This is a genomic window from Curtobacterium sp. MCBD17_034 (assembly GCF_003234515.1).
Classification (GTDB): Bacteria; Actinomycetota; Actinomycetes; order Actinomycetales; family Microbacteriaceae; genus Curtobacterium.
Map to the genome: position 1 here is coordinate 1 of NZ_QKTN01000013.1, position 25517 is coordinate 25517.

The 25517-nt window shown below is 73.2% G+C and carries 22 protein-coding genes; 9 read left to right on the forward strand and 13 right to left on the reverse strand.

Annotated features, from left to right (window positions below):
* A partial coding sequence (nadA, locus tag DEI92_RS14995) for a quinolinate synthase NadA (RefSeq protein ID WP_111014078.1) occupies nucleotides 1-1282 on the reverse strand: 1282 nt, incomplete at its 3' end.
* The gene (locus DEI92_RS15000) at nucleotides 1282-1995 is read right to left on the reverse strand and encodes an NUDIX domain-containing protein (protein ID WP_111014079.1); all 714 of its coding nucleotides are present in this window, start codon (nucleotides 1993-1995) and stop codon (nucleotides 1282-1284) included. The genes nadA and DEI92_RS15000, both read right to left, overlap by 1 nt.
* A 165-nt stretch (nucleotides 1996-2160) precedes the next feature.
* Between DEI92_RS15000 and DEI92_RS15005 the strand changes: the two genes are divergently transcribed.
* From DEI92_RS15005 to DEI92_RS15020, 4 genes are all read left to right on the forward strand, one after another.
* On the forward strand, nucleotides 2161-2442 hold the full coding sequence (locus tag DEI92_RS15005) for an acylphosphatase (protein ID WP_258370229.1): 282 nt from the start codon (nucleotides 2161-2163) through the stop codon (nucleotides 2440-2442).
* Between the two features lie 23 nt (nucleotides 2443-2465).
* Complete coding sequence (locus DEI92_RS15010; RefSeq protein WP_220037511.1) at nucleotides 2466-3623, forward strand: MFS transporter; 1158 nt, start codon at nucleotides 2466-2468, stop codon at nucleotides 3621-3623.
* 80 nt (nucleotides 3624-3703) lie between these two features.
* Nucleotides 3704-5200 (forward strand): DHA2 family efflux MFS transporter permease subunit, encoded by a 1497-nt coding sequence (locus DEI92_RS15015; RefSeq protein WP_111014081.1) that lies wholly within the window; start codon nucleotides 3704-3706, stop codon nucleotides 5198-5200.
* Between the two features lie 152 nt (nucleotides 5201-5352).
* Complete coding sequence (locus DEI92_RS15020) at nucleotides 5353-6600, forward strand: FAD-binding protein (RefSeq protein WP_111014082.1); 1248 nt, start codon at nucleotides 5353-5355, stop codon at nucleotides 6598-6600.
* Between the two features lie 908 nt (nucleotides 6601-7508).
* Here DEI92_RS15020 and DEI92_RS15025 read toward each other — a convergent pair.
* The 8 genes from DEI92_RS15025 to DEI92_RS15060 all read right to left on the reverse strand — a co-directional run bounded on the left by DEI92_RS15025 (nucleotide 7509) and on the right by DEI92_RS15060 (nucleotide 17196).
* Nucleotides 7509-8021 carry a 2'-5' RNA ligase family protein gene (locus DEI92_RS15025; protein WP_111014083.1) on the reverse strand — a complete coding sequence of 171 codons (513 nt, stop codon included), beginning with the start codon at nucleotides 8019-8021 and terminating at the stop codon, nucleotides 7509-7511.
* Between the two features lie 14 nt (nucleotides 8022-8035).
* The gene (locus tag DEI92_RS15030; protein ID WP_111014084.1) at nucleotides 8036-8938 is read right to left on the reverse strand and encodes an alpha/beta fold hydrolase; all 903 of its coding nucleotides are present in this window, start codon (nucleotides 8936-8938) and stop codon (nucleotides 8036-8038) included.
* A 21-nt stretch (nucleotides 8939-8959) separates the two neighbouring features.
* Complete coding sequence (locus DEI92_RS15035) at nucleotides 8960-9994, reverse strand: glycoside hydrolase family 16 protein (RefSeq protein ID WP_111014085.1); 1035 nt, start codon at nucleotides 9992-9994, stop codon at nucleotides 8960-8962.
* Nucleotides 9995-10087: 93 nt separating this feature from the next.
* On the reverse strand, nucleotides 10088-11920 hold the full coding sequence (locus DEI92_RS15040; protein WP_111014086.1) for a hypothetical protein: 1833 nt from the start codon (nucleotides 11918-11920) through the stop codon (nucleotides 10088-10090).
* Nucleotides 11917-13905: a glycosyltransferase family 2 protein gene (locus tag DEI92_RS16605; RefSeq protein ID WP_220037512.1), complete on the reverse strand. Its 1989-nt coding sequence runs from the start codon at nucleotides 13903-13905 to the stop codon at nucleotides 11917-11919. Before DEI92_RS16605 ends, DEI92_RS15040 begins: the two co-directional genes overlap by 4 nt.
* The gene (locus tag DEI92_RS15050; RefSeq protein WP_111014087.1) at nucleotides 13902-15287 is read right to left on the reverse strand and encodes a lipopolysaccharide biosynthesis protein; all 1386 of its coding nucleotides are present in this window, start codon (nucleotides 15285-15287) and stop codon (nucleotides 13902-13904) included. The genes DEI92_RS16605 and DEI92_RS15050 overlap by 4 nt, the downstream gene beginning before the upstream one ends.
* A complete protein-coding gene (locus tag DEI92_RS15055) occupies nucleotides 15284-16342 on the reverse strand; it encodes a glycosyltransferase family 2 protein (protein ID WP_181434968.1) in 1059 nt (352 codons plus the stop codon). The genes DEI92_RS15050 and DEI92_RS15055 overlap by 4 nt, the downstream gene beginning before the upstream one ends.
* On the reverse strand, nucleotides 16339-17196 hold the full coding sequence (locus DEI92_RS15060) for a glycosyltransferase family 2 protein (protein ID WP_111011649.1): 858 nt from the start codon (nucleotides 17194-17196) through the stop codon (nucleotides 16339-16341). Before DEI92_RS15060 ends, DEI92_RS15055 begins: the two co-directional genes overlap by 4 nt.
* A gap of 535 nt (nucleotides 17197-17731) precedes the next feature.
* Here DEI92_RS15060 and DEI92_RS16610 point away from each other — a divergent pair.
* A complete protein-coding gene (locus DEI92_RS16610; protein WP_181434970.1) occupies nucleotides 17732-17896 on the forward strand; it encodes a hypothetical protein in 165 nt (54 codons plus the stop codon).
* Nucleotides 17897-19297: 1401 nt separating this feature from the next.
* On the opposite strand, the gene DEI92_RS15065 is transcribed toward DEI92_RS16610, so the two are convergent.
* Nucleotides 19298-19531, reverse strand: coding sequence for a hypothetical protein (locus DEI92_RS15065; RefSeq protein ID WP_111011648.1), 234 nt, complete (start codon nucleotides 19529-19531; stop codon nucleotides 19298-19300).
* 304 nt (nucleotides 19532-19835) lie between these two features.
* On the opposite strand from DEI92_RS15065, the gene DEI92_RS15070 reads away from it, so the two are divergent.
* From DEI92_RS15070 to DEI92_RS15080, 3 genes are all read left to right on the forward strand, one after another.
* Nucleotides 19836-20789, forward strand: a complete 954-nt coding sequence (locus DEI92_RS15070) for a MetQ/NlpA family ABC transporter substrate-binding protein (RefSeq protein ID WP_111014089.1) — start codon at nucleotides 19836-19838, stop codon at nucleotides 20787-20789.
* 99 nt (nucleotides 20790-20888) lie between these two features.
* Nucleotides 20889-21977, forward strand: coding sequence for a methionine ABC transporter ATP-binding protein (locus tag DEI92_RS15075; RefSeq protein ID WP_111014090.1), 1089 nt, complete (start codon nucleotides 20889-20891; stop codon nucleotides 21975-21977).
* On the forward strand, nucleotides 21974-22645 hold the full coding sequence (locus DEI92_RS15080) for a methionine ABC transporter permease (protein WP_111011605.1): 672 nt from the start codon (nucleotides 21974-21976) through the stop codon (nucleotides 22643-22645). The genes DEI92_RS15075 and DEI92_RS15080 overlap by 4 nt, the downstream gene beginning before the upstream one ends.
* Before the next feature lie 164 nt (nucleotides 22646-22809).
* Here the strand turns inward: DEI92_RS15080 and DEI92_RS15085 are convergent, their stop codons facing one another.
* Entirely contained in the window at nucleotides 22810-23550 is a 741-nt protein-coding gene (locus tag DEI92_RS15085; protein WP_258368790.1) for an endonuclease/exonuclease/phosphatase family protein, read from the reverse strand.
* Between the two features lie 205 nt (nucleotides 23551-23755).
* Between DEI92_RS15085 and DEI92_RS15090 the strand changes: the two genes are divergently transcribed.
* Entirely contained in the window at nucleotides 23756-23938 is a 183-nt protein-coding gene (locus tag DEI92_RS15090) for a hypothetical protein (protein WP_111011606.1), read from the forward strand.
* A 108-nt stretch (nucleotides 23939-24046) separates the two neighbouring features.
* Here DEI92_RS15090 and DEI92_RS15095 read toward each other — a convergent pair whose 3' ends face one another.
* Nucleotides 24047-25477 (reverse strand): MFS transporter, encoded by a 1431-nt coding sequence (locus tag DEI92_RS15095; RefSeq protein WP_111014091.1) that lies wholly within the window; start codon nucleotides 25475-25477, stop codon nucleotides 24047-24049.
* Nucleotides 25478-25517 lie beyond the last annotated feature (40 nt).

Consider the following 25517-nt stretch of genomic DNA (forward strand, 5'->3'; position numbering starts at 1 on the left):
GAGCGGGCGCGAGGGGGCGGGGGCGTGCGGCGAGCATGCGCTCGAGCGCGACCCGCGCGTCGGCCGCGATGTCGTCCGGGACGCGGACCTCGTTGAGGACCTCGCCGCGGACCAGCGCCTCGAGCACCCATGCGAGGTAGCCCGGGTGGATCCGGTACATCGTCGAGCACGGGCACACCACGGGGTCGAGGCAGGAGATGTCGTGCTGCGGGAACTCGGCCGCCAGCCGGTTCACCATGTTGATCTCGGTGCCGATCGCGAAGGTCGTGGGCTCCTCGGCCGCGGCGACGACCTTGCGGATGAGGTCGGTGCTGCCGGCGACGTCCGCGGCGTCGACGACCTCCATCGGGCACTCGGGGTGCACGACCACGACGACGTCGGGATCGGCGGCGCGCGCCTGCTCGATCTGCTCGACGGTGAACCGGCGGTGCACGGAACAGAACCCGTGCCACAGGACGACCTGGGCCGCCTGGAGCGTTGCGGCGTCGTTGCCGCCGAGCGGCTTCCGGGGGTTCCACATCGGCATGCGGTCGGTGCTGACCCCCATCGCCTTCGCGGTGTTCCGCCCGAGGTGCTGGTCCGGGAAGAACAGGACGCGCTGGCCGCGCTCGAACGCCCACTCGAGGACGGTCGCGGCGTTCGAGGACGTGCAGACGATGCCGCCGTGACGACCGCAGAACGCCTTGAGGTCCGCCGCCGAGTTCATGTAGGTGACCGGGATCACCGGCACGCGGCCGTCGGCGTCGGGCTCGGTGCCGTACAGGAGTTCGAGCTGCTCCCAGGCCGCCTCGACGCTGTCGATGTCGGCCATGTCCGCCATCGAGCACCCGGCGGCGAGGTTCGGCAGGATGACGTGCTGCTCGGGGCGGGCGAGGACGTCCGCGGTCTCGGCCATGAAGTGGACGCCGCAGAACACGATCGCCTCGGCGTCGGGACGGGTGAGCGCGGCGTTCGCGAGCTGGAAGGAGTCGCCGAGGAAGTCCGCGTGCCGCACGACCTCGTCGCGCTGGTAGAAGTGCCCGAGCACGACGACCCGATCGCCGAGGGTGGCCTTGGCGGCCTCGATCCGGGCGTGCAGCTCGGCCTCCGACGCGCTCCGGTACTCCTCCGGGATCACGCCCTGGCGCGGCGCCGAGGTGGGGATGAGGTCGGACATCGAGGACCCGGGACCGTAGCCGGGCCGGGCATCGAAGGTCCAGGTGGGAGCGGCGAGGTCGGGCGTGCAGGTGCTGCCGGCCGCGCGACCGTTCGAGATGAGGTCGATGGTGGTTGCGATGGACATCAGGTTCCCGTCGGTGGTGCTGGGGGCCGGTCGGATCCGAGGGGCCCGTTGTCGGCGAAGGCGAGGAGGGGGTTGGAGCGGTACAGGCGCGCCGGCCGGTGACGGCCTCCCGAGGACAGCTCGTCGGTCGCGACGATCGCGTCGGACTGGGCCACCTGCCGGCGGAAGTTCGCCGGGTCCAGGCGGCGGCCGAGGATCGCCTCGTGGACGCTGCGGAGCTCGGCGAGCGTGAAGCGGTCGCCGAGGAACGCCTGGGCGATCCGCGAGTAGCCGACCTTGTTCCGGAGGCGCCACAGCGCGTAGTCGACGATGCGGTCGTGGTCGAAGGCGAGTCGTGGCAGGTGCTCGGCGAAGAACCAGCGGACGTTCCAGTCGTCGGGCACACCGGGCGTCTCGTCGCCGCGGACGAGCGCCCAGTAGACGATCGAGACCACCCGGTCCGGCGATCGGTCGACGTCGCCGAAGGCGTACAGCTGCTCGAGGTACCGGGGCTGCACGCGGGTGGTCTCGAACAGCCGGGTGGCCGCGGACTCCTCGAGGCCCTCGTCGACGCCGACCCATCCACCGGGCAGCGCCCAGGACCCCTCGAACGGCTCGGCCACCCGGCGGACCAGGGGCATCGCCAGCGCGAGTTCGCCCGTCTCGGGGTGCCGTCGGAGCGCCACGATGACCGTCGACACGGCGACGCGGATGTCGCGGTCCGGTGTGGTCATCACGATCCTGGTCCATCGGGTTCTGGTCGGAGTGACCCGAACTGATGAGGTCAGTATGACCCCATCCCTCCGCGGACGCGAATCGGCAGAGGTGCGGCCGGATCGTCACCGCGACGAAAACGGGCCGTGACGGCCATGAAACGCGCCGCTCCTACAGTGGGCGGCATGACACCGATCACGAGGATGCACGCCGTCGTGTCCGGATCGGTCCAGGGGGTCGGATTCCGCTACTGGACCGCACGGAAGGCGGACGGGCTCGAGCTCGCCGGGTACGCACGCAACCTGTTCGACGGGACGGTCGAGGTGGAGGCCGAGGGACCGGAGACCGCGGTCGACACGCTCATGGAGCTCCTCCACGTCGGGCCGCCGTCGGCCACCGTCACCGACGTCGCGGTGCGCTCGGTCGTGCCTCACGCCAACGGCGGGTCGTTCGACATCCTGCACTGACGCCGCCGAGTACGGTCGGACGGGTGCCCGGACTCGTCGCCGCCGTCTACGTCTTCACCGCCGTCATGATGGGGACGACCATCCCGACGCCGCTGTACCCGACCTACGAGGCGCACTTCGGGTTCGGCAGCGCCGCGACGACCGTGCTGTTCGCGGTCTACGCCGGTGGCGTGATCCTCGCGCTCGTGCTCGTCGGCCGCCTGTCGGACACGATCGGCCGACGACCGGCGCTCCTCGTCGGCATCGCGCTGTCCCTGCTCTCGGCGGGGCTGTTCACGGTCGGCACCCCCGAGTGGCTCCTGTACGCGGGGCGCGTGCTCTCGGGGTTCTCCGCGGGCATCTTCACGTCCACCGCCACGGTCGCGGTGCTCGAGGCCGCCCCCCGGGGCCGCGAGAAGCTCGCCGGAGCGCTCGCCACCGCGGGGAACATCGGCGGGCTCGGACTCGGCATGCTCATGGCGGGCGTGGTCGCGACCGTCACCCCGTGGCCCCTCCGCGCGCCGTACGTGGTGCACGCCGGACTGCTCGTCATCGCGGGGTTCGCCCTGCTCACGATGCGCGAGACCGCCGGTGAGCGGACGCCGTTCCGGCTGCAACCGCCGCGCGTCCCGTCGGAGACCCGGTCGGTCTTCGGCGCGGCCGCCATCGGGGCGGTCACGGGGTTCGCGGTGTGCGGGCTGTTCTCGTCGATCGCGCCGAACTTCGTCGGCACGGTCATCGGGGTGCACTCGCCCGCGGTCGTCGGGACCGTGACGTTCCTGCTGTTCGGCGCCTCCGCGGCGGCGCAGGTGTCGCTCCGTCCCCTCTCGAACCGGGCACTCGTCCTCGTCGGGACCGTCGGCCTCGTCGTCGGCATGGCGGTGCTCGTCGTCGCTCTGCTCGCCGCGTCGCTGCCCACCCTCATCGCGTCCGCAGTGCTCGCCGGGGCCGGGCAGGGCCTCCTGTTCATGGCGGGCCTCCGGACCGTCACGGGCGCCACGGCGGCAGCGGACCGCACCGCGACGACGACCACGTACTTCGTGGTGGCGTACCTGGCGATCTCCGTCCCCGCCGTCGCGGCGGGGCTGCTCAGCCATGCCGTCGGACTGACCGCGACGGGCGTGGTGTTCGCCGCCGCGGTCGTCGTCGGGACGCTGCTCGGGCTGTTCCGGCTGCGGTCGTTCGACGCGGTCGCGCGCTGAGCGTCGCCACGCTGGCCCCGGGCTCCCTGGACGTCCAGCTGACCCTGTCCGATGTCACAGGAGGCCGCTAGCCTCGGTCCATGGCCGATCCCGACGCCGCCACCCTGATCACCAGCGCTCGTTCCGAGCCAGCCGGGCCGTCGTCGACGTCCCCGGCGACCGCGCGCCTGGTCATCGGACTCCTGCTCGTCTCCGCGTTCGTCGTCATCCTGAACGAGACGATCATGGGCGTGGCCCTCCCGCGGCTCATGACGGACCTGGACATCAGCGCGACGACGGGGCAATGGCTCACCACCGGGTTCATGTTGACCATGGCGGTCGTGATCCCGATCACCGGGTTCCTGCTCGAGCGGTTCCCGACGCGGCCCGTGTTCACATGGGCGATGAGCCTGTTCTCGGCGGGCACCGTGATCGCCCTGCTCGCGCCGGGGTTCCCGGTGTTGCTCGTCGGCCGGGTCGTGCAGGCGAGCGGAACGGCGATCATGATGCCCCTGCTCATGACGACCGTGCTGACTCTCGTCGAGCCGCAGCGCCGTGGCCGCGTGATGGGCAACATCTCGATCGTGATCTCGGTGGCGCCGGCGATCGGGCCCACGATCTCGGGGCTCATCCTGCAGTCGTTCACATGGCGGTCCATGTTCGGTTTCGTCCTCCCGATCGCGCTCGCGGCCCTGGTCATCGGGCTCCTCAAGGTGCGGAACGTCTCCACGCCACGACGCGTCCCACTCGACGTCGGGTCCGTCATCGTGTCCGCGTTCGCCTTCGGCGGGATCGTGTACGGCCTGTCCAGCATCGCGACGATCGGCAGCGGGGGCATCTGGGCTCCCGTCGTCGCGCTCACGGTCGGACTCGTCGCGCTCGTGGGGTTCATCGCGCGGCAACGGTCCCTGCAGCGACGGGACCGCGCGCTGCTCGACCTGCGGACGTTCCGGGTGCGGACGTTCACCATCGCGATCATCGCCATGTGCATCGCGATGATCGCCATGTTCGGCACGCTGATCCTGCTGCCGATCTACCTCGAGACCGTGCTCGGGCTGCCCGTCCTGCAGGTCGGTCTGCTGCTCCTGCCCGGCGGGCTCGTCATGGGTCTGCTCTCGCCGGTGGTCGGGCGGCTGTACGACCAGCACGGCGCGCAGGTGCTCGCGGTGCCGGGCGCAGTCCTCGTGAGCGTCGTGCTGTGGATGTTCACGATGCTCAGTCCGACCACGAGCGTGTGGTTCGTGCTCGCGGCGCACGTGCTCCTCAGCATCGGGCTCGCGCTCACCTTCACGCCGTTGTTCACCGCGGGACTCGGTGGACTCACGCCCGACCTGTACTCGCACGGGTCGGCGCTGCTCGGAACGGCTCAGCAGCTGGCAGGAGCTGCGGGGACCGCCCTCTTCGTCACCCTCATGGCGATCGGCACCGCTGCCGCGGGTGGGGGCGCGAGCTCGGCGGTCTCGGTCGATGCGACCGCAGCCGGCGTCCGGACGGCGTTCCTCGTCGGCGCGATCATCTCGCTGTTCGGCATCGCCGCCTCCGCGATGGTCCGCAAGCCGGAGCTCGCGCCGGGCCTCGTGCCGTCGCCCACGCACTGACCCTCGGTGCGACCGACCGACCGACCGACCGACCGACCGACGCGCTGCGCTGCGACCGACACGCGACCGACACGACCCGTCTGTCCGTCTGACCGACGGGTGCGACGGGTCGGACGGACCGACGCCTCCCGTCGCATGAGAGGGTGACCCCCATGGGCGCGATGACGAGCGAGCTGAACTGGGCGGGCACCTACACGTACACCGCCGAGCGCATCGAACGCCCCACCTCGATCGAGGCCGTGCAGGAACTCGTGTCGGGAGCCGAACGGGTGCGCGGCATCGGCACCCGCCACTCGTTCAACGACGTCGCCGACGGACCGGGCGTGCTCGTGGACGTCACAGCGATCCCCGCCGACCTGGAGATCGCGCCGGACCGCCGGACGGTGACGCTCGGCGCCGGCACGCGGTACGGCGACGTCGCTCCCGCGCTCGACGCCGCGGGTCTCGCGCTCCACAACATGGGCTCGCTGCCGCACATCTCGGTCGGAGGCGCCACCGCCACCGGAACGCACGGCTCCGGCACCCGCCTGGGGTCGTTGTCGTCAGCGGTCGCCGGTCTCGAGTTCGTCGGCGGGGACGGCACGCTGCACCGGATCGTCCGAGGCGACCCGGAGCACGCGGGCGCGGTGCTCCACCTGGGCCTCCTCGGGGTGGTCACCCGGATCACACTGGACGTCGAGCCCACCTACCGGATGCGCCAGGACGCATACGGCGCGATCCCCTGGACGGCGTTCCTCGGGTCCGTGCGCGAGGTCTTCGCCGCCGGGACGAGCGTGTGCTGCTTCACGAACTGGGACGGCACGGTGCGCGAGGTCCTCGTGAAGACGCGGATCCCCGACGGCGCCGACGACGTCGCCGTGCCCGAGGCCATCGTCGGCGCACATCGCCTGCCGCCGCTACCGGGTGACGACCACCGCACGGCCCGCGACGGCACGCCCGGACCATGGTGGGACCGCCTCCCCCACTTCACCGTGGGCACGGTGCCGTCGGTCGGGTCCGAGATCCAGAGCGAGCACTTCGTGCCGCTCGACCGGGCCGCCGAGGCACTCGACGCCGTCCACGCGCTCGGCGACCGCATCCGCCCACACCTCCACGTCGCAGAGCTCCGGACCACCGCTCCTGACGACCTGTGGCTCAGCCCCGGTCAGGGGTCCGGGACGCTGTGCATCGCGTTCACCTGGCGTCGTCACGTCGACGAGGTCGCCGCGCTGCTGCCGGACATCGAGGCCGCGCTCGTCCCGTTCGACGCACGGCCCCACTGGGGCAAGATGTCGTCCCTCGGGCCGGATGCCATCGCGGCGATCTACCCACGGCTCCCCGCGTTCCGGTCCCTCGTCGCCCGGATCGACCCGGAACGGCGGTTCGCGTCCGCGTTCGGCGAGCGCGTCCTCGGGGTCTGACGCGCCTCCCGGCCCGGCCTCGGTGGCCGGGCCGCACCCGTCGTCGCGACGTCACGTGCCGCTCGTCGGCGCCACGCCTCCTGTCCGGTCGCGCCCGCCGCACCTCCGGTCGCGCCGCGCCTCCGGTCCGGTCGCGCCGCGCCTCCGGTCCGGTCGCGCCGCGCCTCCGGTCCAGTCGCGCCGCGCCTCCGGTCCGGTCGCGCCTCCCGTGCCGCGCCTCCCGCCCTGCCGGCACCGCGCCTCCCGTCCGGAGGCGCCGCGCCTCCCGCCCTGCCCAGTCCCGTCCCGTCCCGTCCCGTCCCGTCGCATCCCGACCGTCGATGAATCAGGAAATCGGCGCGAATGGCGAAGCCCCCCTCAACGGCGACGCCGTCTTCCTGCGTTCTCGACACGACAGCGGAGCGAACCGTGCGCAGCGCACGATCGCAGCGAGCGGTCACAGCGAACGGTGGAAACGACCCGGAGGAACGGCACCCGCCTCGGGGCGGCAGCGACCCGTCGACGACGCAGGAAAATGGTGCCGCTGCCGGGACCCGACCCCGAGTGAACGCGGTCTTCCTGCGTTGTCCACGTCGCAGCGGAGCGAACGGGAGGAGCAAACGGGAGAAGCCAACGGACGGAACGGCCGGACGGGGTGGGCGGACGGAACGGACCGGAGCAACAGCAGCTGCCTCGAATCCCGAGCGCCCCGTCGACAACGCAGGAACGCAAGTCCGGAGCGGAGGCCCGACGCCGCCGGAGACGCCCTTTTCCTGCGTTGTCGACACACGCGGTCACACAGCCGGGAGTCCGCGCGGTCACGCGGTCACGCGGTCACGCGGTCACGCGGTCGCGCGGTCACGCGGTCGCGCGGTCACGCGGTCACGCGGTCACGCGGCAGCGCGGTCACGCGGCAGCGCGGTCGCGCCTCACACACCGGTGAGGGGCGTCACCACCCGCTCGTCCCCGTCCCAGAACCGGACGCCGGCGACCGCGCCGAACTCGGGCACAGGGGCCGCCGCGAGCGCGGAGACCGCGGCGGGGAGCGCCTCGGGCGGCAGGCGTCGCGCGATGGTGACGTGTGGCGACCAGGCGTCCGGCAGGCTCGTCGGGAGACCCCCGGGTACGACCTCGTGGACGCGGCGGTGGAACGCGCCGAGTGCCTCGGACACGACGACGGCGCGCACGAGCACGAACCGCCCGCGGGCGGCCGGGAACAGGGTGAGGCCGCCGAACCGCACCTCGGCAGGGTGGGTGGCGGCGACGGCCGGGAGGGACGGCACCGGTTCCAGCGTCGGCCCGGCAACCAGGGTCACGTGCGGCCGGTTCGACGGGCTGTCGTGGAGCGCGAGGCTCGGGAGCCCCGCGTCGACCAGTGCCCGCCATCCGGCACGGAGGGCGCCGTCGGTGGCGTCGTCGAAGACGAGCTCGATGCTGCGCACGGTGCGGGGGCCCCTCAGGCGCCGGTGGCGAGGCGCACGCGGTCGAGGTGTGCGCGGACGGCGGCGGCGACGGCGACGGGGTCCTCACGCTGGACGAAGTGGCCCACGCCGGGGAGCTCGACGAGGTCGCGTCCGCTCGCGAAGGACGCCTCGTTGCCCCGGGCTGCGGGCAGGGTCTCGCACCCGTCGGCCGTGCCGATGAGGAAGGTCGTCGGCACCGTGATCGCCGGCCACGTGTCGAGGAGCGCCTGGGTCGAGGCGTACCGGGGCGAGCCGGGCGCCTCGCCCGCACCGTGTCGGTAGTAGTGCACGACGTCGGCGGCGAACTCGTCCGTGTCGAACGCCCCGAGCATGGCCTGCTCCTCGGTGGGGTCGAGCCGGAGCGAGGGGGACCAGTTGGCCCAGGCCCACCGGACGAGCGCGGTGGGGTCGGTGCGGAAGGCCCGCGCGCCGGCCTCGGTGCAGAGCCAGTACCGGTACCAGGCGACCGCGGCGTCGTCGAGTCGTTCCGCCGCGCTCAGGTGTCCCCGGTCCCCGTACGGCGTGGCGATCGTGACGAGTCCGGTGAGTCGCTCGGGAGCGAGCACGGCGACGGCGTGCGCGGCCCTGGCGCCCCAGTCGTGCCCGACGAGCAGGAACCGGTCGAGTCGGAGCGCGTCGGCCAGGTCGAGGACGTCGGCGGCGAGCGCGGCGACCTGACCGGACCGGGCGTCGGCGGCGTCGTCACGGACCCGGCTCGCACCCACCCCGCGGAGCATCGGCCGGATCGCCCGGACGTCGTCGGGCAGGAGCGCGAGCACACCGTCCCAGGTCGCGGGCGTGTCGGGGAACCCGTGGAGCAGCAGGACCGGGGTGCCGTCGGCCGGTCCGTCGTCGTGGTACTCGAGGTCGGCGACGGGGGTCGACACGATGGGCATGCCCCGAGCCAACCACGATCGTCAGGCTCGGGAATCCACCTGGATCCAGTCGATGACCATCCGTGACGTCGTGGGGGTGGACGCGTCCGGCGGACCGGGCCAGTTCCCGCCGACGGCGAGGCTGAACAGGACGTCCATCGGCTGGTCGAACACCCAGCGCATGGTCGGCGGAGCGGTGGAGCGGGTGATGCGCATCGCAGTGTGACCGTCGATGGCGGTCGTGATGCTGTCGGCGGTGCGCGACACCGAGTACACGTGGAAGCCGTCGCTCAGCGGGGTGCTGTGGTGGACGGTCGTGCTCGACGCGACGTCCTGGGTGTCCGAGGTGGTGCTCGGCGCGTGGACGGTGTGCACCGAGTCCGCGGTGGTGTTCGGCGTCTCGACGATGTCCACCTCACCGGCCGCGGGCCATCCGACGTGGTCGACGTCCGAGCCGAGCAACCAGAACGCGGGCAGGAGCCCCTGGCCGTCGGGCAGCTCGATCCGGGCGGACAGCGTGCCGGTCGTGAACGAGAACTTGCCGGCGGTGGTCAGCCGGGCCGAGGTGTAGGTCGGCGTGGCGGGGGTGCCCCCGACGTGCGCGGTGAGCACGAGGTGCCCGCTGCCGTCGAGCACGCCGTTCGCCGCCTGGTAGGTCTGCAGTTCGCCGTTGCCCCAGCCACCGGCCCCGGTCTGTGCGGTCCAGACGGACGGGTCGGGCGGAGACCCCGCGGTGCCGTCGAAGTCGTCGCGCACGACGCCGGACGGGCTCGGGGTCGAGGACGGTGTCCCGTTCGGGGTCGGCGCGGGCTGGGTCACCGGGTCTCCTCCTCGCGCCCGGACGGCCCAGGCGACGACGAGCGCCACGACGACCACCCCGGCGAGCACGACGATCCACAGCAGGGGGCGACGCCGCCGTGGGACCGGGATCGTGCGCCCGCCGTCCGAGGCACGCGCGAGCGCCGAACCCCCGTGCCGAGCCGTCCCGCCGTGTCGCGTGGTGCGGTCGTGGAGGGGCACCCCGCCGTGCTCGACGACCCGGGCGACGGGGAACGCGTCAGGTGTCGGGGTCGGCACGAGTGTCCTCCCACCGCCGCTCGGTGGCGGGAGCGCCCACGCGGACGGCCGTCGGTGTCGGCAGCGCGGGGTCCGGACGACGCGCGATCGCGGTCACGAGGTCGTCCCCGTCAGCCGGTACAGCACCACGCCGGGCGCCGACACGACGGTGGTCCAGCGCGGGTCCGCAGCGATCTGTCCGCTGAGCCGCTGCAGCGCGCCGTGGGGGTACGTGCCGTTGTACTCGGCCCAGTCGACCATCTGGTCCGTGATGAGCATGTAGACCGGGCGCCCGCCGCCCCGGAGGGCCGTGGTGAGCTTCTGCTCGACGGCCGGGTCCCGGAAGGACTGTCCGGCCCACCCCGCCCAGGTCGTCATGCTCGCGTCGAACTGCGGGTCCACGCGCGCCTGGTCGACGTACTGCTCCGTCATCCGCCCGGGTCCGGCGGCGGCCGGCGCGAGGAGCTGGGACGGCACGGGCGCGGTCTCGAGCAGCTGCGTGCTGACGCTGAGTTCGGCCGGCGTCACGAGGTTGGAGAACCAGGCACCGTAGACCGCCTGCCCGGATGCGAGCGACGCCACGACGACGACGACCGCCGTCCCCGTCAGGGCGAGGCGACCGGCGAGCACGACGCTCCTCGATCGACGGGCGTGGACCGCGCCTCCCGTCCGGATGTCGACGCGGCCCCGGACGCCCGCGCGGATGCACCGGACGAGCACCGGCGCGATGAGGACGGCGCAGCCGGGGACGGAGTACAGGAACACGCGGTAGATGGCCTCGCCGCCGTAGCTCTGCCCGGCGAGGAGCGCGAACGGCGCGAAGGCGACCACCGCCAGCCGGAGGGTGCTCCAGCGGCGGAGCCGTGTGCCGCCGAAGCGGTCGGGACGGAGCCCGGCCAGGACGAGCAACCCGGCCGATCCCCAGACGCCGAGGGACACCGCCCGCGCCGCGAGTGCCGTCACCGTCATGCCGATGCTGCCGGCACCGGTCGACGCGGTCTGCGCGTTCGCGAGCGGGTCGAACGCCTGCCCCGTCGTGTACTCCTGCACGAGGTGCCAGTTGAGCAGCACCATGAGGCCGGCGAGGATCCCGAACGGGATGACGATCGTCCGCGGCCGGACCGTGCCGAGCACGCCGAACGCGGCCGCGACGACGAGCAGCCAGTACGGCGTCAACTGGTGGGACACCGCGATCGCGGCGAACAGGGGCAGGGTCAGCCACCCGAGCACCGGACGCGTGCGGCTGCGGACCAGGAGCGTGACGATGACGATCCCGAGGAGGAACGACACGGCCTGCGGAGACAGGTAGTCCTGGCCGACCCAGTTCGCGACGCCGACGATGAACGCGGCGGTGACGGCGCTCAGTCGCGACGTCCCGAGGGACCGTGCGAGGGCGCCGACGGCGCCGACGAGGGCGATGTCCGCGCCGACCTCGAACCACTGCGCGATCGACACCGGCGAGATCCCCGTGGCGGTCGAGAACCACGCGATCGCCGCGAACACACCGGGCCACCCCGCGTAGATGTCGACCCCCGTGGCGACGTGGCCATGGTGCTGGATCCAGTCGACGACCCCGAGGTGCTTGTAGGTCCAGCTGTAGATCGGCGCGCCGGCCCCGAGGGCGATCGGGAGGCGCATGCACAGCACCGACACGACGGTCGCCACCCACGCGTCGACGACGGAGGCCGACCGGACCGCGAGCACGAACCCGAGGCCGGACAGACCGATCGCGATCGGCACGCCGGGCACGCCGGCGAACAGCAGCCCGAGGGTGGTGTGCGTCGCGGACGGGATCGCGGGGATCGACACCACCGCCACCACGAGTGCCGCCACGACGACGAGCCGGGTCGCCACGACGACGTGCGCGCGCGACCGCGGAACGGTGACGCTGGCGGACCGGAACCCGGTGGCCCGCAGGCCCGCGAGGAGGAGGGTCGGTGTCGTCACGACGAGGCTCCCTCCTCGGCGCGTCCGTGGCGGCGCACGGGACGCAGGCGGCCACGGACGACGGTGGCCCGTTCGGTGAGCCAGCGTTCGAACCGCGGGACCCTCGACCGATGGGCGGTGCGGCGTTCGGGTCGCCGTCCCGCGAGGACCCACCGGTCGAGGCCGCCGGCGGCGGTCAGGAGTGCGATCACGACGAGCGCCCCGTCCACGCCCCAGATGCCCGTGACCGCCATGGCAGCGGTGAGGAGGATCGTGACCGCGATGCCCGTCGCGGGCACCACCACGAGGGTCGTCGAGGGTCGCATGTCGATCCAGGTCCGCAGGGCCGCGCCCGGTCCGACGAGCACGAGGGCGCCGACGGCGATGCCGCGCCACCATTCCGCGGTGTCGGGCACGAGTGCGGTCAGCCCGACGAGGGCGACGAGCGCCGCGACGATGCCCCAGGGGGTGGGGCGTCGGATCGGCATGGTGGAGGCCGTGGCCGGCGCGCCGGCGTCGGTCACCGCGGTGCGCGACGCGGGGTCGAGGACGGTCGCTCCGTCCCACCGCTGCCGGAGGAACCGGGCGGGACCGAGCAGGACGCTCGCGAGTTCGAGCCGGCCGACGCGGCGGACCTCGCGGGCGAGCTCCTCGTGTGTCGGGGTCGCGGCGAGCGCCGTGGGCTCGGTCAGGGCCGTCGCGGCGGCCGAACCGGCGGTGGTCGGAACGGCCGCGGCGGTCGAGCCCATCAACATCGCGGTCACACTGCCGGCGGGAGCGGACCCCACCGTCGGCGGCGGACTCGCGTCCGTGCCGCCGACGGCGTGTTCGGGTCCCTCCGCCAGCCCGCCGGCGCCTTTGCCGACGAGCCGGACGAAGGCCTGGGGCGCACGACGGGCAGCGCGGGCCGCCATGCGGGGCTCGAGGGCCACCTTCGTGAGCCACGCGCCGAGCCCGACGCCGTAGCCCTTCGCCTGCGATCGGAGCGCCGCCAGGTCGGAGCGGTGGCGGTGCCACACGAGCGCGGACGGGTCGACGACGAGCGCCCCGCCGGCGAACAGCACCCGGGTGAACACGTCGAGGTCCTCGCCGCCGCCCGTGCGGGTCCCGGCGCCGAACGCCGTGTCGAACCCGCCGAGCTCCAGAGCGGTGCGCCGACGGAGGGCGAAGTTCGCGCCCGTGCCGAACTCGCCGACCGAGAACGGGAACATCGGCAGGTCGGCGGGCTGCTCGGCGAGCCGGAACTCGCGGCGACGCAGGTTCCGGGACCAGGACACGCGGTCGTCGAAGTACCGCTGCACCGGCGTCCTGAGTTCGCCGCTCGGCACGAGTCCCGACACGCACTCGACGTCCGGCGCGCTCGCGAAGGCGCGGGTGATCGCCGTCAACCAACCCGCATCGACCACGACGTCGTCGTCCGTGAACGCGACGACGTCGCCCGTCGCGTGTCGGAGGCCCGTGTTCCGTGCGCTCGACAGCCCCGGGACCGCCTCGTGCACGAGGCGCACACGCGGGTCCGTGAACTCGTTCGCGATGAGGTCCGCGGTGGCCGTCGTCGCGCTCGCGTTGTCCACCACGACGACGTCGAACGCCGGATGGTCGACCGCGAGCACGCTCCGCAGGGCGTCCCGGAGCTGGTCGGCCCGGTCGCGGGTGCAGATCACGACGGTCACGGTCGCCGCGGTGGTGTCCGGCGCCGAGGACTCGGCGCGTTCCGCGGCACCCCGGTCGAACCGCGCGGCCGCGTCGACGAGCACCGGGATCGCGAGGCCCCCGGCCACGACCGGGACCTCGACGAAGCCGAGCACCGTGTCGCCGCGACGGACGAGGAGCCGGGCACCCCGGTAGCCCTCGGCGCCGTCGAGCCGCAGCACCTCGGTGTCCCGGGCGACGGCGTCGTCGAGCTCGCGGACGTCGAGGTCGCCGACCCAGAGGGCGCCGGCCCACACGGGAGGAACGGGGCTCGTCATGGGACGGTGCAGCACGCGGTCGGTTCCGATGGTCACGCGGCGCCTCCCGCGATCGGGGCGGGCGAGGCGACGGCGCTGTGTCGGCCCGTGCCCGGCGCGCGTCGGGCGCGGAGGAGCCCGACGAACCCGACCGTGGCGAGGCCGACCGTGGTGACGACCATAGCGATGGCCCCGCCGAGCGCGCCCCAGGCGCCGATGCACAGGATCGCGACGGGCACGAGGACGACGGTCGACGACGCGCTCACGACGAGGACCGCGGTGGTGCGGTGCAGCGATCGCTGCATGGACCCCCACACCTCGTACGCCGTCCGCAGCACGGAGCCGATCGCGAGCGTGCTGAGCACCGCCACGCCGCCGGCGGCGACGTAGTAGTGCCCGAGGAGACCGAGGACGAACGGCGCGAGCGCGACGAGGGCGACCACCCCGAGCCCGACGATGGTCACCACGGCGAGCCAGGTGCGGAACGCGAGCGCGCCCGCCTCGCTGCGGTTCGTGGACGCGTGGGTCGCCATGGAGGTGCCGATCGCGATGACGACGAGGTCGAGCACCTGCCCGATCTGGAAGCACAGCGCGAACAGGGCGCCCTGCGCGCTGCCCGCGACGGTCGTCACGAGGAACGGCATGATGAGCACCCCACCGAGGTACAGGCCGTTCGCGACGCCGACCCGGCCCGCGAAGGCCGCGAACCGGCGGAACGGCCGCTCCTCGTCGGTGGACGCGGGAGCGACCTCCGGGCCCGGCTCCGCGGCGTTCCCGACGACCGGGACGAACGTGCGCATCCTCCGGGGGATCAGGATCCCGTAGGCGACGACGAGCGCCCCGGCCGCCGGGAGGACCGCGGCGACGAGCACGGGGTTGCCGACCGCGCCGACCAGTGCGACGAGCACCGGGATGAGCGCGAGCTTGGCGAGGTTGACCGGACCGTTCATCGTCAGATTGAGCCGGGCCCCACCGAGCGAGGTGAGCACCGGGTCCTTGAGGACGAACAGCGTCCACACGACGCTCGAGAGCGTGACGCCGAGCACGACCGACCACGCGGGGGCGGCGGGGTCGACGAACCGGACGACGAGCACGCCCGCGACGACCCCGGCGGCCGTCGCGACGAGCACCGCGGTCAGGACGCCGACGCGGTAGAGCGGTCGGCGCCAGCGACGCAGCCCCGGCAACATGACGAGCAGGGCGTCCCCGATCCCGGACGCCGCGACCTGCGCCGCGGCCGTGAAGATCGAGAAGATCGCGGTGTCGACGCCGAGCTTCCCCGGCGGGATGATCCGCGCCGCGACCACCCAGAACACGAACCCGGAGGCGCTCGTCACGGCGTAGCCGGCGAGGATCCAGATCGAGTCGAGCGTCACGCGACGACCGATGGTCGTGCGTGCCGGCGTCGACACGGCGGGGGTGAGGACCTGGTCGCTCACCCGGACACCACCTCGCCGCGGAGCTGCGAGGCGGACGGGTGTCGCGCCTCCAGACCGACGGACGGGAGGGCCGGAACGGATGACGCGGGTCCGGTCACCATGGGGACGGACGGGAGGACCGTGGCGGCACCGAGCGTCGGCGTCGCCCGTGCCGCGCGGAGGTACCCCGCGATCGTCGCCGCCGCCATGAGGGCGATCGCAGCGATGCGGCGCGCACCACCGCGCCCCACCTGGCCGAGTTCGCGGACGAGGGCGGCGGGCAGCACGTGCGCGGCGTAGGCGGTCTCGCTGGACAGGGCGTCCTCGCGGCCGAGCTTGCGGCCCAGGATCGCCTTCGAGATGCCCTCGTGGTAGCTCCGACTGCGGACGTACGACCACGTGGCGCGGTCGGCGCTCACCCGGTGGTGCACGACGGCTCGGGGGTCGAGCAGGATGCGCGCCTCCGGGTCCTGCTGCCGGAGGCGGATGCAGAGCTCCGTCTCCTCGCCGCCGAGCGGGACCGCGCCGACGCGACCGGTGTCGGTGTCGAAGCCGCCCGCGGCCAGCGCCGGACGACGCCGGAACGCCATGGAGCAGCCGAGGACGTTGCGGACCTCGGCGAGCTCCTCGGGGAGGCCGCGGTGGCTGCAACCGACGATCCAGAGGAGTTCGTCGGGGTACATCGCCGAACGGGCACCCGCGGGCCAGACCGGCTCCGCCCGCCCGCCGACCGCGATCACCTTCGGGTCGGTGAACGGGGCGACGAGATGACGGAGCCAGTCCTCGGCCGCGGTGGCATCGTCGTCGAGGAACGCGACGACGTCTCCGTACGCGACGTGCATGCCGGTGTTCCGAGCACCGGACAGACCCTGGGGACCACGGTTCGCCACGACCGTGAGGTGCGGCCAGCGCGTCTGCGCCATGCGGAGGAGCTCCGGCTCGTGGTCGATGACGACGACGACCTCGGTGGCCTCCGGCTGGAGGAGCGCGGAGTCGACGGCGTCCTGGAGGTCACCCCACCGTCGCTGCGTGTACGCGCAGACGACGACGCTGACGGCGGGGTTCCACACCGTCACGCGACGTCCCGACGCTGACGCGCCGGCACCGCGATCGCGCCCCCGGCGGGGTGCACCGATCTGGTCCTCGCGGCGGTCCGGGCGACGCGGCGAGCGGCCAGGCCGCGCGTGCGCTCGTCGAGGATCGTCTTGAGCACGCGGAAGCCGTCCGACACGGCGTTGAGGTTGCTCTCGCCGTGGATCCGCAGTCGTTCGACGCTCGGGACCTCGACGACGGCCAGGTCGGCGAACGCGATCCGGCAGTTGATGATCGTCTCGATCTCGAACCCGTCGCCCCAGAGCATCCGACCGTCGGCCGCGGGCGCGGCGTCGACGGCGGGCAGGTCGAGGTGCGGGAGCACGGACCGGCGGAACGCGTTGAAGCCGTAGCACAGGTCCGTGTAGTCGGTGCCGAGCAGCAGGTTCGTCAGGACGTTGAGCCCGGCGTTCCCCACGCGACGGACGCCGGTGATGTCCTCGCTGCCACCGCCGAGGCGGAAGCGCGAGCCCTTGGCGACGTCGGCCCCGGCCACCAGCGCCTCGACGAAGCGCGGGATCTCGGTGGGGTCGGCGGAACCGTCGGCGTCGAACATGACGATGACGTCACCCGTCGCCACGGCGAAACCACAGGCGAGGGCGTTGCCCTTGCCGCGCCGGGTCTGGGACACGACGCGGATGTCGGGCATGACGGCCTTCGCGGTCGCGGCGGTGCCGTCGATCGAGTCGCCGTCCACGAGGATGACCTCGTGCACCGGCGGCAGGGTGGGCAGGACGAGCGCCAGGTTCTTCGCCTCGTTCCGTGCCGGGATGACGATGCTGATCGTCGGTTCCGCCGGAATCGGGGCGTTGAGGGGCGCAGGCAAGTTCGGGTTCATGCTGTGTCCACTTTTCGGGTTCGGGTGACGACCGGCCTCGGGAGCCGGTCTGGACCCCTCCGCGATCGACCCGCACCGACGGGTCGGTACGGCCGGCCAGGGAAGGGTCGGCGAGGGCAGCCTTCTGCCCTCGTGGTGCAGCGTGGATCAACGTCGACACGGTCGGCGGTTCGGGTTCGGGTTCTCGGGTGAGCAACCGACCGGCCGGAGCTGATCCTCGCCACCCTCGGGTAAGGGTGGTGGTGAGCAGGAACATACGCTCCCCGCCCCCGAGGGACAAGAGCCCTCTGTCCACCCTGCGCGGTCGGGGTACACGCGGGTCGGCGTCTGCGGCACCGGGCCGGACTCCTGGAGGACGGGCGCGGTCCGGGCTCCTCACGGACGGGGAGCGACCGTTCTCCGGGAACCCCCATGAGCACCCGAGTTGTCCCCCGATCGCCCCCCGATGAGGGGCGAGTCCGGCGGATAGGATCGACAACGGCCGACCTGGTCGAACCATCCGCCCCGCCCAGTTCCACCACGCCCGGAGGACCCGATGGCACGTCGCGACGTCGACCCCCGCGAGCGGTGCGTCTGCGGACACGAGCGGCAGGCCCACGAGCACTACCGGCGCGGGACCGACTGCGCGCTGTGCGGCGCGGCGACCTGTGGCCGGTTCCGTGGCACGGGCGTCATCGTGGTCGCGATCGACGGACCCTGACCTCCGACCCCTCCGGCTTTGTACCCCGTTCGGGGCGCTTCCGAGCTCGTCCTGCACCCCTCGGCAGCGCCCGGAGGACGCGCGTTCTCCGGGAGCCGGGGGACGCGCTCGAGCCGGCCCGGGCCTCCCCGTCGCGTGCCCCGTTCTGGGGTCGTCTCCCTGGGTCCGTTCACATGCTCGTTACCCGGGATGCGGGCCCGCCCGTGGTGCGGCCGCGCGCGGCGTGGGCGCGCGGGGCGTGGGCGCGCGGGGCGCGCGCCCGCGGCGTGGGCCGGCGAAGCGTGGCCAGCCCCCGTCGCTGGTCGACGAATCAGGAGGATCGTGCGGAACCCGCGCCGGTCCTCCCGACCGGGAGGCGCGGTCCTGAATCGTCGACAGGCACCGGTGTGCAGGCGCGCGCCCGCGCGCAGCCGCCCGGACCGGCGCGGGCCGGTGCTCGCCGCGACGGCACCGGCCCGCGCTGACCCCGCCCAGCCCCCGTCGCTGGTCGACAAATCAGGAGGATCGTGCGGAACCCGCGCCGGTCCTCCCGACCGGGAGGCGCGGTCCTGAATCGTCGACAGGCACCGGTGTGCAGGCGCGCACCCGCGCGCAGCCGCCCGGACCGGCGCGGGCCGGTGCTCGCCGCGGCGGCACCGGCCCGCGCCCTCCCCGGCCCGGCCCCCCTCGGTCGACGAATCAGGACCGCCGTCGCTGGTCGACGAATCAGGAGGATCGTGCAGAACCCGCGCCGCGCCTCCCGGCCGGGAGGCCCGGCCCTGAATCGTCGACAGGCACCGGTGTGCAGGCGCGCCCGCGCGCATCCGCCCGAAGCGGCGCTGGAGGGCCCTCGCCGCGACGGCACCGGCCCGCGCCGACCCCGCCCAGCCCCCGTCGCTGGTCGACGAATCAGGAGGATCGTGCGGAACCCGCGCCGGGCCTCCCGGCCCGGAGGCGCGGTCCTGAATCGTCGACAGGCACCGGTGTGCAGGCGCGCACCAGCGCGCACCCACCCCGGACCGGCGCTGGCCGGTGCTCGCCGCGGCGGCACCGGCCCGCGCCGACCCCGGCCCGCGCCTCCTCCGTCGACGAATCAGGAGGATCGTGCGGAACCCGCGCCGCGCCTCCCGACCGGGAGGCCCGGTCCTGAATCGTCGACAGGCACCGGTGTGCAGGCGCGCGCCCGCGAGCAGCCGCCCGGACCGGCGCTGGCCGGTGCTCGCCGCGACGGCACCGGCCCCCGCTGACCCCGGCCCGGCCCCCCTCGGTCGACGAATCAGGAGGATCGTGCGGAACCCGCGCCGCACCTCCCGACCGGGAGGCCCGGTCCTGAGTTGTCGACCGATCCCGGCGGGCGCGGACGGAACACGCCGCGGCCCGCGGCACCGCAGCTGCCCGCTGCGGTCAGGCGGCCCGCTGCGGTCAGGCGGCGGACGCGGTGGCCACGGACGGGACGGACCGCGCGGGGCGGACGTGCGTGAACGCCGCCCAGATCGCGGCGACGTCGGCGGTGCGCTCGAAGTCCTGCGTCGCGTGGTACTCGCGTCGCACGAAGTCGACGAAGGCGGTGGTGGTCGTCGGGTCAGCGGCGCGCGCGGAAGCGGCAGCGACGAGCTGGGTGCGGAACGGTTCCGTGAGGGTGGGGACGAACGGCATCGGTCTTCTCCGGTGTGGGCCCGAGGGACGGGCGGGGCGGTGGGCTGGATCATCGTGCACCGCCGTCGCGGGCCGGCCAAGTCCCCCGTTCGTGGAGCGCTCACCCGAGGGACACCGCCCAACCCGCGCTCGCCCGAGGGACACCGCCCGCCCCGCGCTCGCCCGAGGGACTCCGCCGTAACACGACGGAACGCGAGTGGACCCTCCCCACGGGCGCCTGCACAGTGGAGCCACGTTCTGCCGCAGCACCGGCCGGAACGCAGCAGCACGACGCACCACCGCACACCGAGCACCAGGAGCACCGATGTCCGCCGCACCGACCCTTCCCGACCGCCCCCGCCGCCGACGCCCCCTCGGCTGGATCATCGCCGCGATCGTCGTCGTCGTCGCGATCATCGTCGCGATCGTCGTCGCCGCCACCCGGGGCGGGGACGACACCGCGTCGTCGGGCTCGTCCTCCGCGGCGCCGAGGACCGTCACGATCGGCGTGGCCGACAAGTCCCTGCCCTACTGGGCGACGTACACCAAGCTCGCGAAGTCGCGACTCGACGTGACGGTCAAGCTCGTCAACTTCTCGGACTACAGCCTCCCGAACCCGGCGCTCAAGCAGGGGCAGGTCGACCTCAACCAGTTCCAGCACATCCAGTACCTGGCGAACTACGACGTGACGGCGCACGACACGCTGCAGCCGATCGGCGCGACCGCCGTGTACCCGCTGCCGCTCTACTCGACGACGGTCAGCAAGCCGTCCGGGTTCCGTGACGGCGCGAAGATCGCGATCCCGAACGACGCCATCAACGAGGCCCGGGCGCTGCTCGTGCTGCAGTCCGCCCACCTGTTGGAGCTCCGGGACGGCGGGAGCGCGTTCTCGACGACGGCCGACATCACGTCGCACAAGGTCGACGTCACGACGGTCGACGCCTCGCAAACGGCGAACGCGCTGCAGAACGGCTCGGTGGACGGTGCCGTCGTGAACAACAACTACGCGACCGCTGCTGGCCTGTCGAAGCACGACGCGATCTACCAGGACGACCCGTCGAGCACCTCGGCGGCCCCGTACGTGAACGTGTTCGCGGCGCGCAAGGCGGACGTCCACGACGCGACGTACCTCGCGTTGGCCAAGCTGTTCCACGACAGCGCCGTGCAGAAGGTGTTCCTGAAGGACTACCCGGACGCGGTCGTGCGCTCCACGTCGGCGACCGAACTGCAGCACGAGCTGCGGTCCGTCGAGCAGGACGCGAAGGCCGCACAGGGCTGACCCGTCGGCCCTCCAGCCCACCAGCCGGGAGGCCCGCCCCACCCCGGACGCGCACGGTCACGAGCCGTGCGCGTCCGCCCGTCCCCACCGGAAGGCCCCATGCCCGCGCTCGTCCGCCTCGAGGCCGTCTCGAAACGCTACGCCCGCCGCGACCACGACGACCCCGTGGTCGCAGTCGACGACGTCACCCTCGACGTGGAGGAGGGCGAGGTCCTCGGCATCATCGGCTACTCCGGTGCGGGCAAGTCCACGCTCGTGCGGCTCGTCAACGCGCTCGAGCTGCCGACGTCGGGACGGGTCACCGTCGCCGGTCAGGAGCTCACGAGCCTGCCGGAACGCGACCGGCGTCAGGCCCGACGCCGCATCGGCATGATCTTCCAGCAGTTCAACCTGTTCCGCTCGCGCACGGTCGCGGGCAACGTCGCCTACCCCTTGCGCGTCGCCGGGGTCCCCCGCGAGGAACGGGACCGCCGGGTGGCGGAGCTCCTCGACTTCGTCGGGCTGCTCGACCGCGCGCACGCCTACCCCGAGCAGCTGTCGGGCGGGCAGAAGCAGCGGGTCGGCATCGCCCGGGCGCTCGCCACGAACCCACCGCTGCTCCTCGCCGACGAGGCCACGAGCGCGCTCGATCCCGAGACCACCACCGAGGTCCTGTCGTTGCTCCGCCGCGTGAACCGCGAGCTCGGGGTGACGATCATGGTCATCACCCACGAGATGGACGCAGTCCGGCAGATCGCCGATCGCGTCGCCGTCATGGAGCGCGGCCGCGTCGTCGAGGTCGGCGACGTGTACGACGTCTTCTCGGCGCCGGGCACCGAGGCCGCGCGTCGATTCGTCCGATCGGCGCTGCACGACCGGCCCTCCGCGGCGACCCTCACCCGGCTCCGCGACCGCCACCCCGGCCGGCTCGTGACCGTGCGGATCACGGACGAGCACGGCCTCCAGGCGCGGATCGACGCGGTGTTCGCCGCGGCCGGCGTCGGAGCGGAGCTCGTGTACGGCGGTGTCAGCGAGATCCGCGAGCGCCGCATCGGCGCGCTCACCTACGAGCTCTCCGGCGCGGACGCCGCGGTCGATGGCGCACTCGCGGCACTCCGGCAGGCAGGGGTCACCGCGGACGAGGAACGACCGACCGCCCCGACACCGGACATCGCCGACGGCCCGACAACGGAGGAGGCCCGCTCATGACCACCGGACTGCAGGGGTTCCTGACGACGATCGACGTGTACCTGTCCTCGATCCGGGACACCCTGGTCATGTCGCTCGTCTCGTTGGTCGTCGCGGGCGTCATCGGGCTCGCGCTCGGCCTGGCCCTGTACGCCACTCGACCGGGCAACCTGCTCGGACACCGCGGCGTCTTCACGGTCCTCAACGTCGTCGTGAACATCGTCCGGCCGATCCCGTTCGTGATCTTCCTGGCCGCCGTCGCACCGTTGTCCCGAGGCGTCGTCGACACCACGATCGGGGTGCCCGCGGTGACGTTCGCGATCTCCCTCGCGGCGGCGTTCGCCGTGGCCCGGATCGTCGAGCAGAGCCTCGTGTCCCTCGACCCGGGCGTCGTCGAGGCCGCGCGGTCGGCCGGCGCGCACCCGCTGGCGATCGTGCTGACGGTGCTCATCCCCGAGGGACTCGGGCCGCTCGTGCTCGGCTACACCTTCATCTTCGTCGGCATCGTCGACATGACCGCGCAGGGCGCCCTGGTCGGTGGGGGCGGCCTCGGCGAGTACGCGATCACCTACGGGTCGCAGCGCTACGACTGGTGGATCGTGTACATCTCGGTCGCGACGATCGTCGTCATCGTGCAGCTCGGCCAGTTCGTCGGGAACCGGTTGGCGCGGGCGACGCTCCGGCGCTGACGGCGGACGGGAAGGCCGGGACCGGTCCGCACCGCGCCTCCCGGCCCGGCATCGACGGACGGGAGGTCCGGGACCGGCCCGCACCACGCCTCCCGTCCGGCGCGACGGACGGGAGGGCCGGGAGCGGCCCGCACCACGCCTCCCGGCCCGGCGGGTGGCGCGGGTCAGGCCGCCGGCTCGGCGACCGACGACGGAGCGCCGCTGATCGCGGGGGCCTCGTAGTGGGCGGTGACGAGGATCGGACGGTGGTCCGAGATGCCCGCGGGGAGCGTCTCGACGCCCGCGATGTGCAGACCGACGCTCGTCGCGAAGTCGAAGTGGCCCGTGAACCGGCGGTACCGCAGGTAGGTCGGCTGGTCGCTCAACGAGAGGGCGAAGCCGTGCTCCTCGATCTTCTTGCGGAGGTTCGTCTGGAACCAGGGGTAGTTGAAGTCCCCCACCATGATCGCCGGTGCCTCGCTCGACAGGTCACGGACGAACTGGTGCGCGGCCTCGATCTGCTTGCGCCGCAGGCTGTTCGTCGCCGTCAGGGGCGAGGCGTGGAAGGACGCCACGATGACCTCCGCGTCCGCCTCGTGGTCCTCGAGGTGCATCGCGATGAGCCGCTCGTGCGCGGGCGCCAGGACGCGGTCGTGCAGGGACTTCTGCAGCGAGTGGATCGTGAAGTCGCGCACGTCGAACCGGTCGTCGCGCTTGTAGATCGCGAGCCCGAGCCGATTCGCGCTCGTCGACGCCGCGAGGGTGAGCCCCCCGACCTCGGGCGCCAGGTCGTTGCTGTCGCACTCCTGCACGCACAGCACGTCGGCCTGGGACGCCTCCGCCAGCGCGGCCAGCTCCCCGTTCGCGGTGTGCTCGCGCAGGTTGTAGCTCACCACTCGGATGGCTCGCTGCTCTCCGCCCTGCATGTCGCCTCGCATCCTGCCGTTCGTCGTTCGTCCGACCTGGTGGTCGCGCGCCAGGGCAGGGCCCCGGCGCCGCCTTCGGACCGTACCCCCGGTACGCAAGCGCTCGCTGTGACTGTATCGCCGCGAGGCGCCCGAGGGTACGGGGCACCTGGACCCCGGCCGTGAATGACGGACGGCCGAGCGGCCCGGCCCTACCGTTCGGGTCATGAGCTACAGCCAGCCTGACCCTGCCGAAGAGTCCACCACGCCCGAGGCGCCCGAGCAGCCGGACACCGATGCCCCCGACGAACGCCAGCAGTCCGCCGAGGACATGCCCGACGGCCTGCACGGGACGAACGACCACGCCGACCTCGGCGACGACGTCGACTCGGGCAGCCCCGAGCAGTGAGACCGTGGAGGACCCGCTCGCGTGGCGGGTCCTCCGCGCATCGCCCGGTGGTGCGGATCCTCCCGCGGCGCGCACCACTCGGCGGCGCGCCACTCGTCGTGCCTCCGCTCAGCGGGCGGCCGCGCGGCGAGCCGGACGCACCGCTGACCCGGCGTCGCGGCTCATGAGCACGCCCTCGAGGCACGCTGCCGCGAGCAGCACCGTGATGACGACGAACGCGGCGTCGTAGGGCACGGAGGACCCCGGGCTGCCGAGCGCTGCCGCAGCGCGGAGCACCACCGCGGCCACGGCGACGCCGAACCCGGCGGCCACCTGCTGCAACGTCGACGAGAGCGTGTTCGCCGGGGTCATCGCCGTGGGCTCGACGTCCGCGAACGCGATCGTGTTGTACGCCGTGAACCCCACAGAACGTGCGGCACCGCTCACCACGAGCAGGACCGCGAGCACCCAGAACGGCGTCGTCGGCGTCAGGAACGTCATGAGCACGACGGACACCGCGGCCGTCGCCGTCGAGCCGATGACGACCGGCCGGTACCCGAACGCGCGGAGGAGCGGCGCCGTCGTCGGCTTGATCCCGAGATTGCCGACGAACACGAACAACACCGCGGAACCCGCCGCGACCGCGGACCAGCCCCAGGCGTCCTGGAACAACAGCGGCAGGACGAACGGCACCGCCGACACACCGAGCCGGAACAGCGAGCCCCCGGCATGCGACACCCGGAAGGTCTCGAGCCGCAGTGCGTCGAGCCCGAGGATCGGGTGGTCCGCCCGGCGGAGGTGTCGCACCGCGAGCCAGCAGCAGACCGCCCCGACGACGCCCGCGACCGTCGCGGCGACCACCGGCACGTGTGTGAGGGACAGCAGCGACGCCATCACCACGAGGCCGCCCAGCCCGAGACACGCCAGCACCGCGCCCACCCAGTCGAAGGGCACCCGCTCGGCGCCACGCTCCTGCGGCACGAGGACGGCCGCGGCGACGAGTGCGACCGCGCCGATCGGCAGGTTCACGAGGAAGATCCAGTGCCAGGACAGCGCGTCCACGAGCACCCCGCCGAGGAACGGCGCGACGATCGGTGCGGCCAACGCCGGCCACGTGAGGATCGCGATGGCGGTCACGAGGCGGTCGCGGCCCGCGCTCCGGAGCACCACGAGCCTCCCGACCGGCACCATGAGCGCGCCACCGAGACCCTGGACGACCCGCCATGCCGTCAGGGTCGCGAGCGAGTCCGCCGCGGCGCACAACCCCGACGCGGCGGTGAAGACGACGATCGCGCCGAGGAACACCGTGCGCGACCCCACCCGGTCCGTCACCCATCCGCTCACGGGGATGAGGACCGCCAGGGTCACGAGGTACGCCGTGATCGCGATGCCGACCGCCGCCGAGTCGACGCCGAGGTCCCGCCCGATCGCCGGCGCCGCCGTGCTGACGATCGTGCCGTCGAGCAGCTCCATGAAGTACGTGCCCGCGACGAGGACGGCCAGGGCCGTCGCGCTCCGTCGCCGTCGTCCGGTCTGCGCCTGCGTCGTCGCCTCGCTCATCTCCGTTCGAGCGTAGTCCGACGCGCGTGCCCCGGCGGTC

Excerpts from the sequence above, each read along its gene's own strand:
- DEI92_RS15095 (WP_111014091.1), bottom strand. The coding sequence starts at position 25,477 with ATGAGCGAGGCGACGACGCAGGCGCAGACCGGACGACGGCGACGGAGC.
- DEI92_RS15080 (WP_111011605.1), top strand. The coding sequence starts at position 21,974 with ATGACCACCGGACTGCAGGGGTTCCTGACGACGATCGACGTGTACCTG.
- DEI92_RS15075 (WP_111014090.1), top strand. The coding sequence starts at position 20,889 with ATGCCCGCGCTCGTCCGCCTCGAGGCCGTCTCGAAACGCTACGCCCGC.
- DEI92_RS15060 (WP_111011649.1), bottom strand. The coding sequence starts at position 17,196 with ATGAACCCGAACTTGCCTGCGCCCCTCAACGCCCCGATTCCGGCGGAA.
- DEI92_RS15070 (WP_111014089.1), top strand. The coding sequence starts at position 19,836 with ATGTCCGCCGCACCGACCCTTCCCGACCGCCCCCGCCGCCGACGCCCC.
- DEI92_RS15020 (WP_111014082.1), top strand. The coding sequence starts at position 5,353 with ATGGGCGCGATGACGAGCGAGCTGAACTGGGCGGGCACCTACACGTAC.
- DEI92_RS15030 (WP_111014084.1), bottom strand. The coding sequence starts at position 8,938 with ATGCCCATCGTGTCGACCCCCGTCGCCGACCTCGAGTACCACGACGAC.
- DEI92_RS16610 (WP_181434970.1), top strand. The coding sequence starts at position 17,732 with ATGGCACGTCGCGACGTCGACCCCCGCGAGCGGTGCGTCTGCGGACAC.
- DEI92_RS15015 (WP_111014081.1), top strand. The coding sequence starts at position 3,704 with ATGGCCGATCCCGACGCCGCCACCCTGATCACCAGCGCTCGTTCCGAG.
- DEI92_RS15065 (WP_111011648.1), bottom strand. The coding sequence starts at position 19,531 with ATGCCGTTCGTCCCCACCCTCACGGAACCGTTCCGCACCCAGCTCGTC.
- DEI92_RS15090 (WP_111011606.1), top strand. The coding sequence starts at position 23,756 with ATGAGCTACAGCCAGCCTGACCCTGCCGAAGAGTCCACCACGCCCGAG.
- DEI92_RS15005 (WP_258370229.1), top strand. The coding sequence starts at position 2,161 with ATGACACCGATCACGAGGATGCACGCCGTCGTGTCCGGATCGGTCCAG.
- DEI92_RS15085 (WP_258368790.1), bottom strand. The coding sequence starts at position 23,550 with ATGCAGGGCGGAGAGCAGCGAGCCATCCGAGTGGTGAGCTACAACCTG.
- DEI92_RS15000 (WP_111014079.1), bottom strand. The coding sequence starts at position 1,995 with ATGACCACACCGGACCGCGACATCCGCGTCGCCGTGTCGACGGTCATC.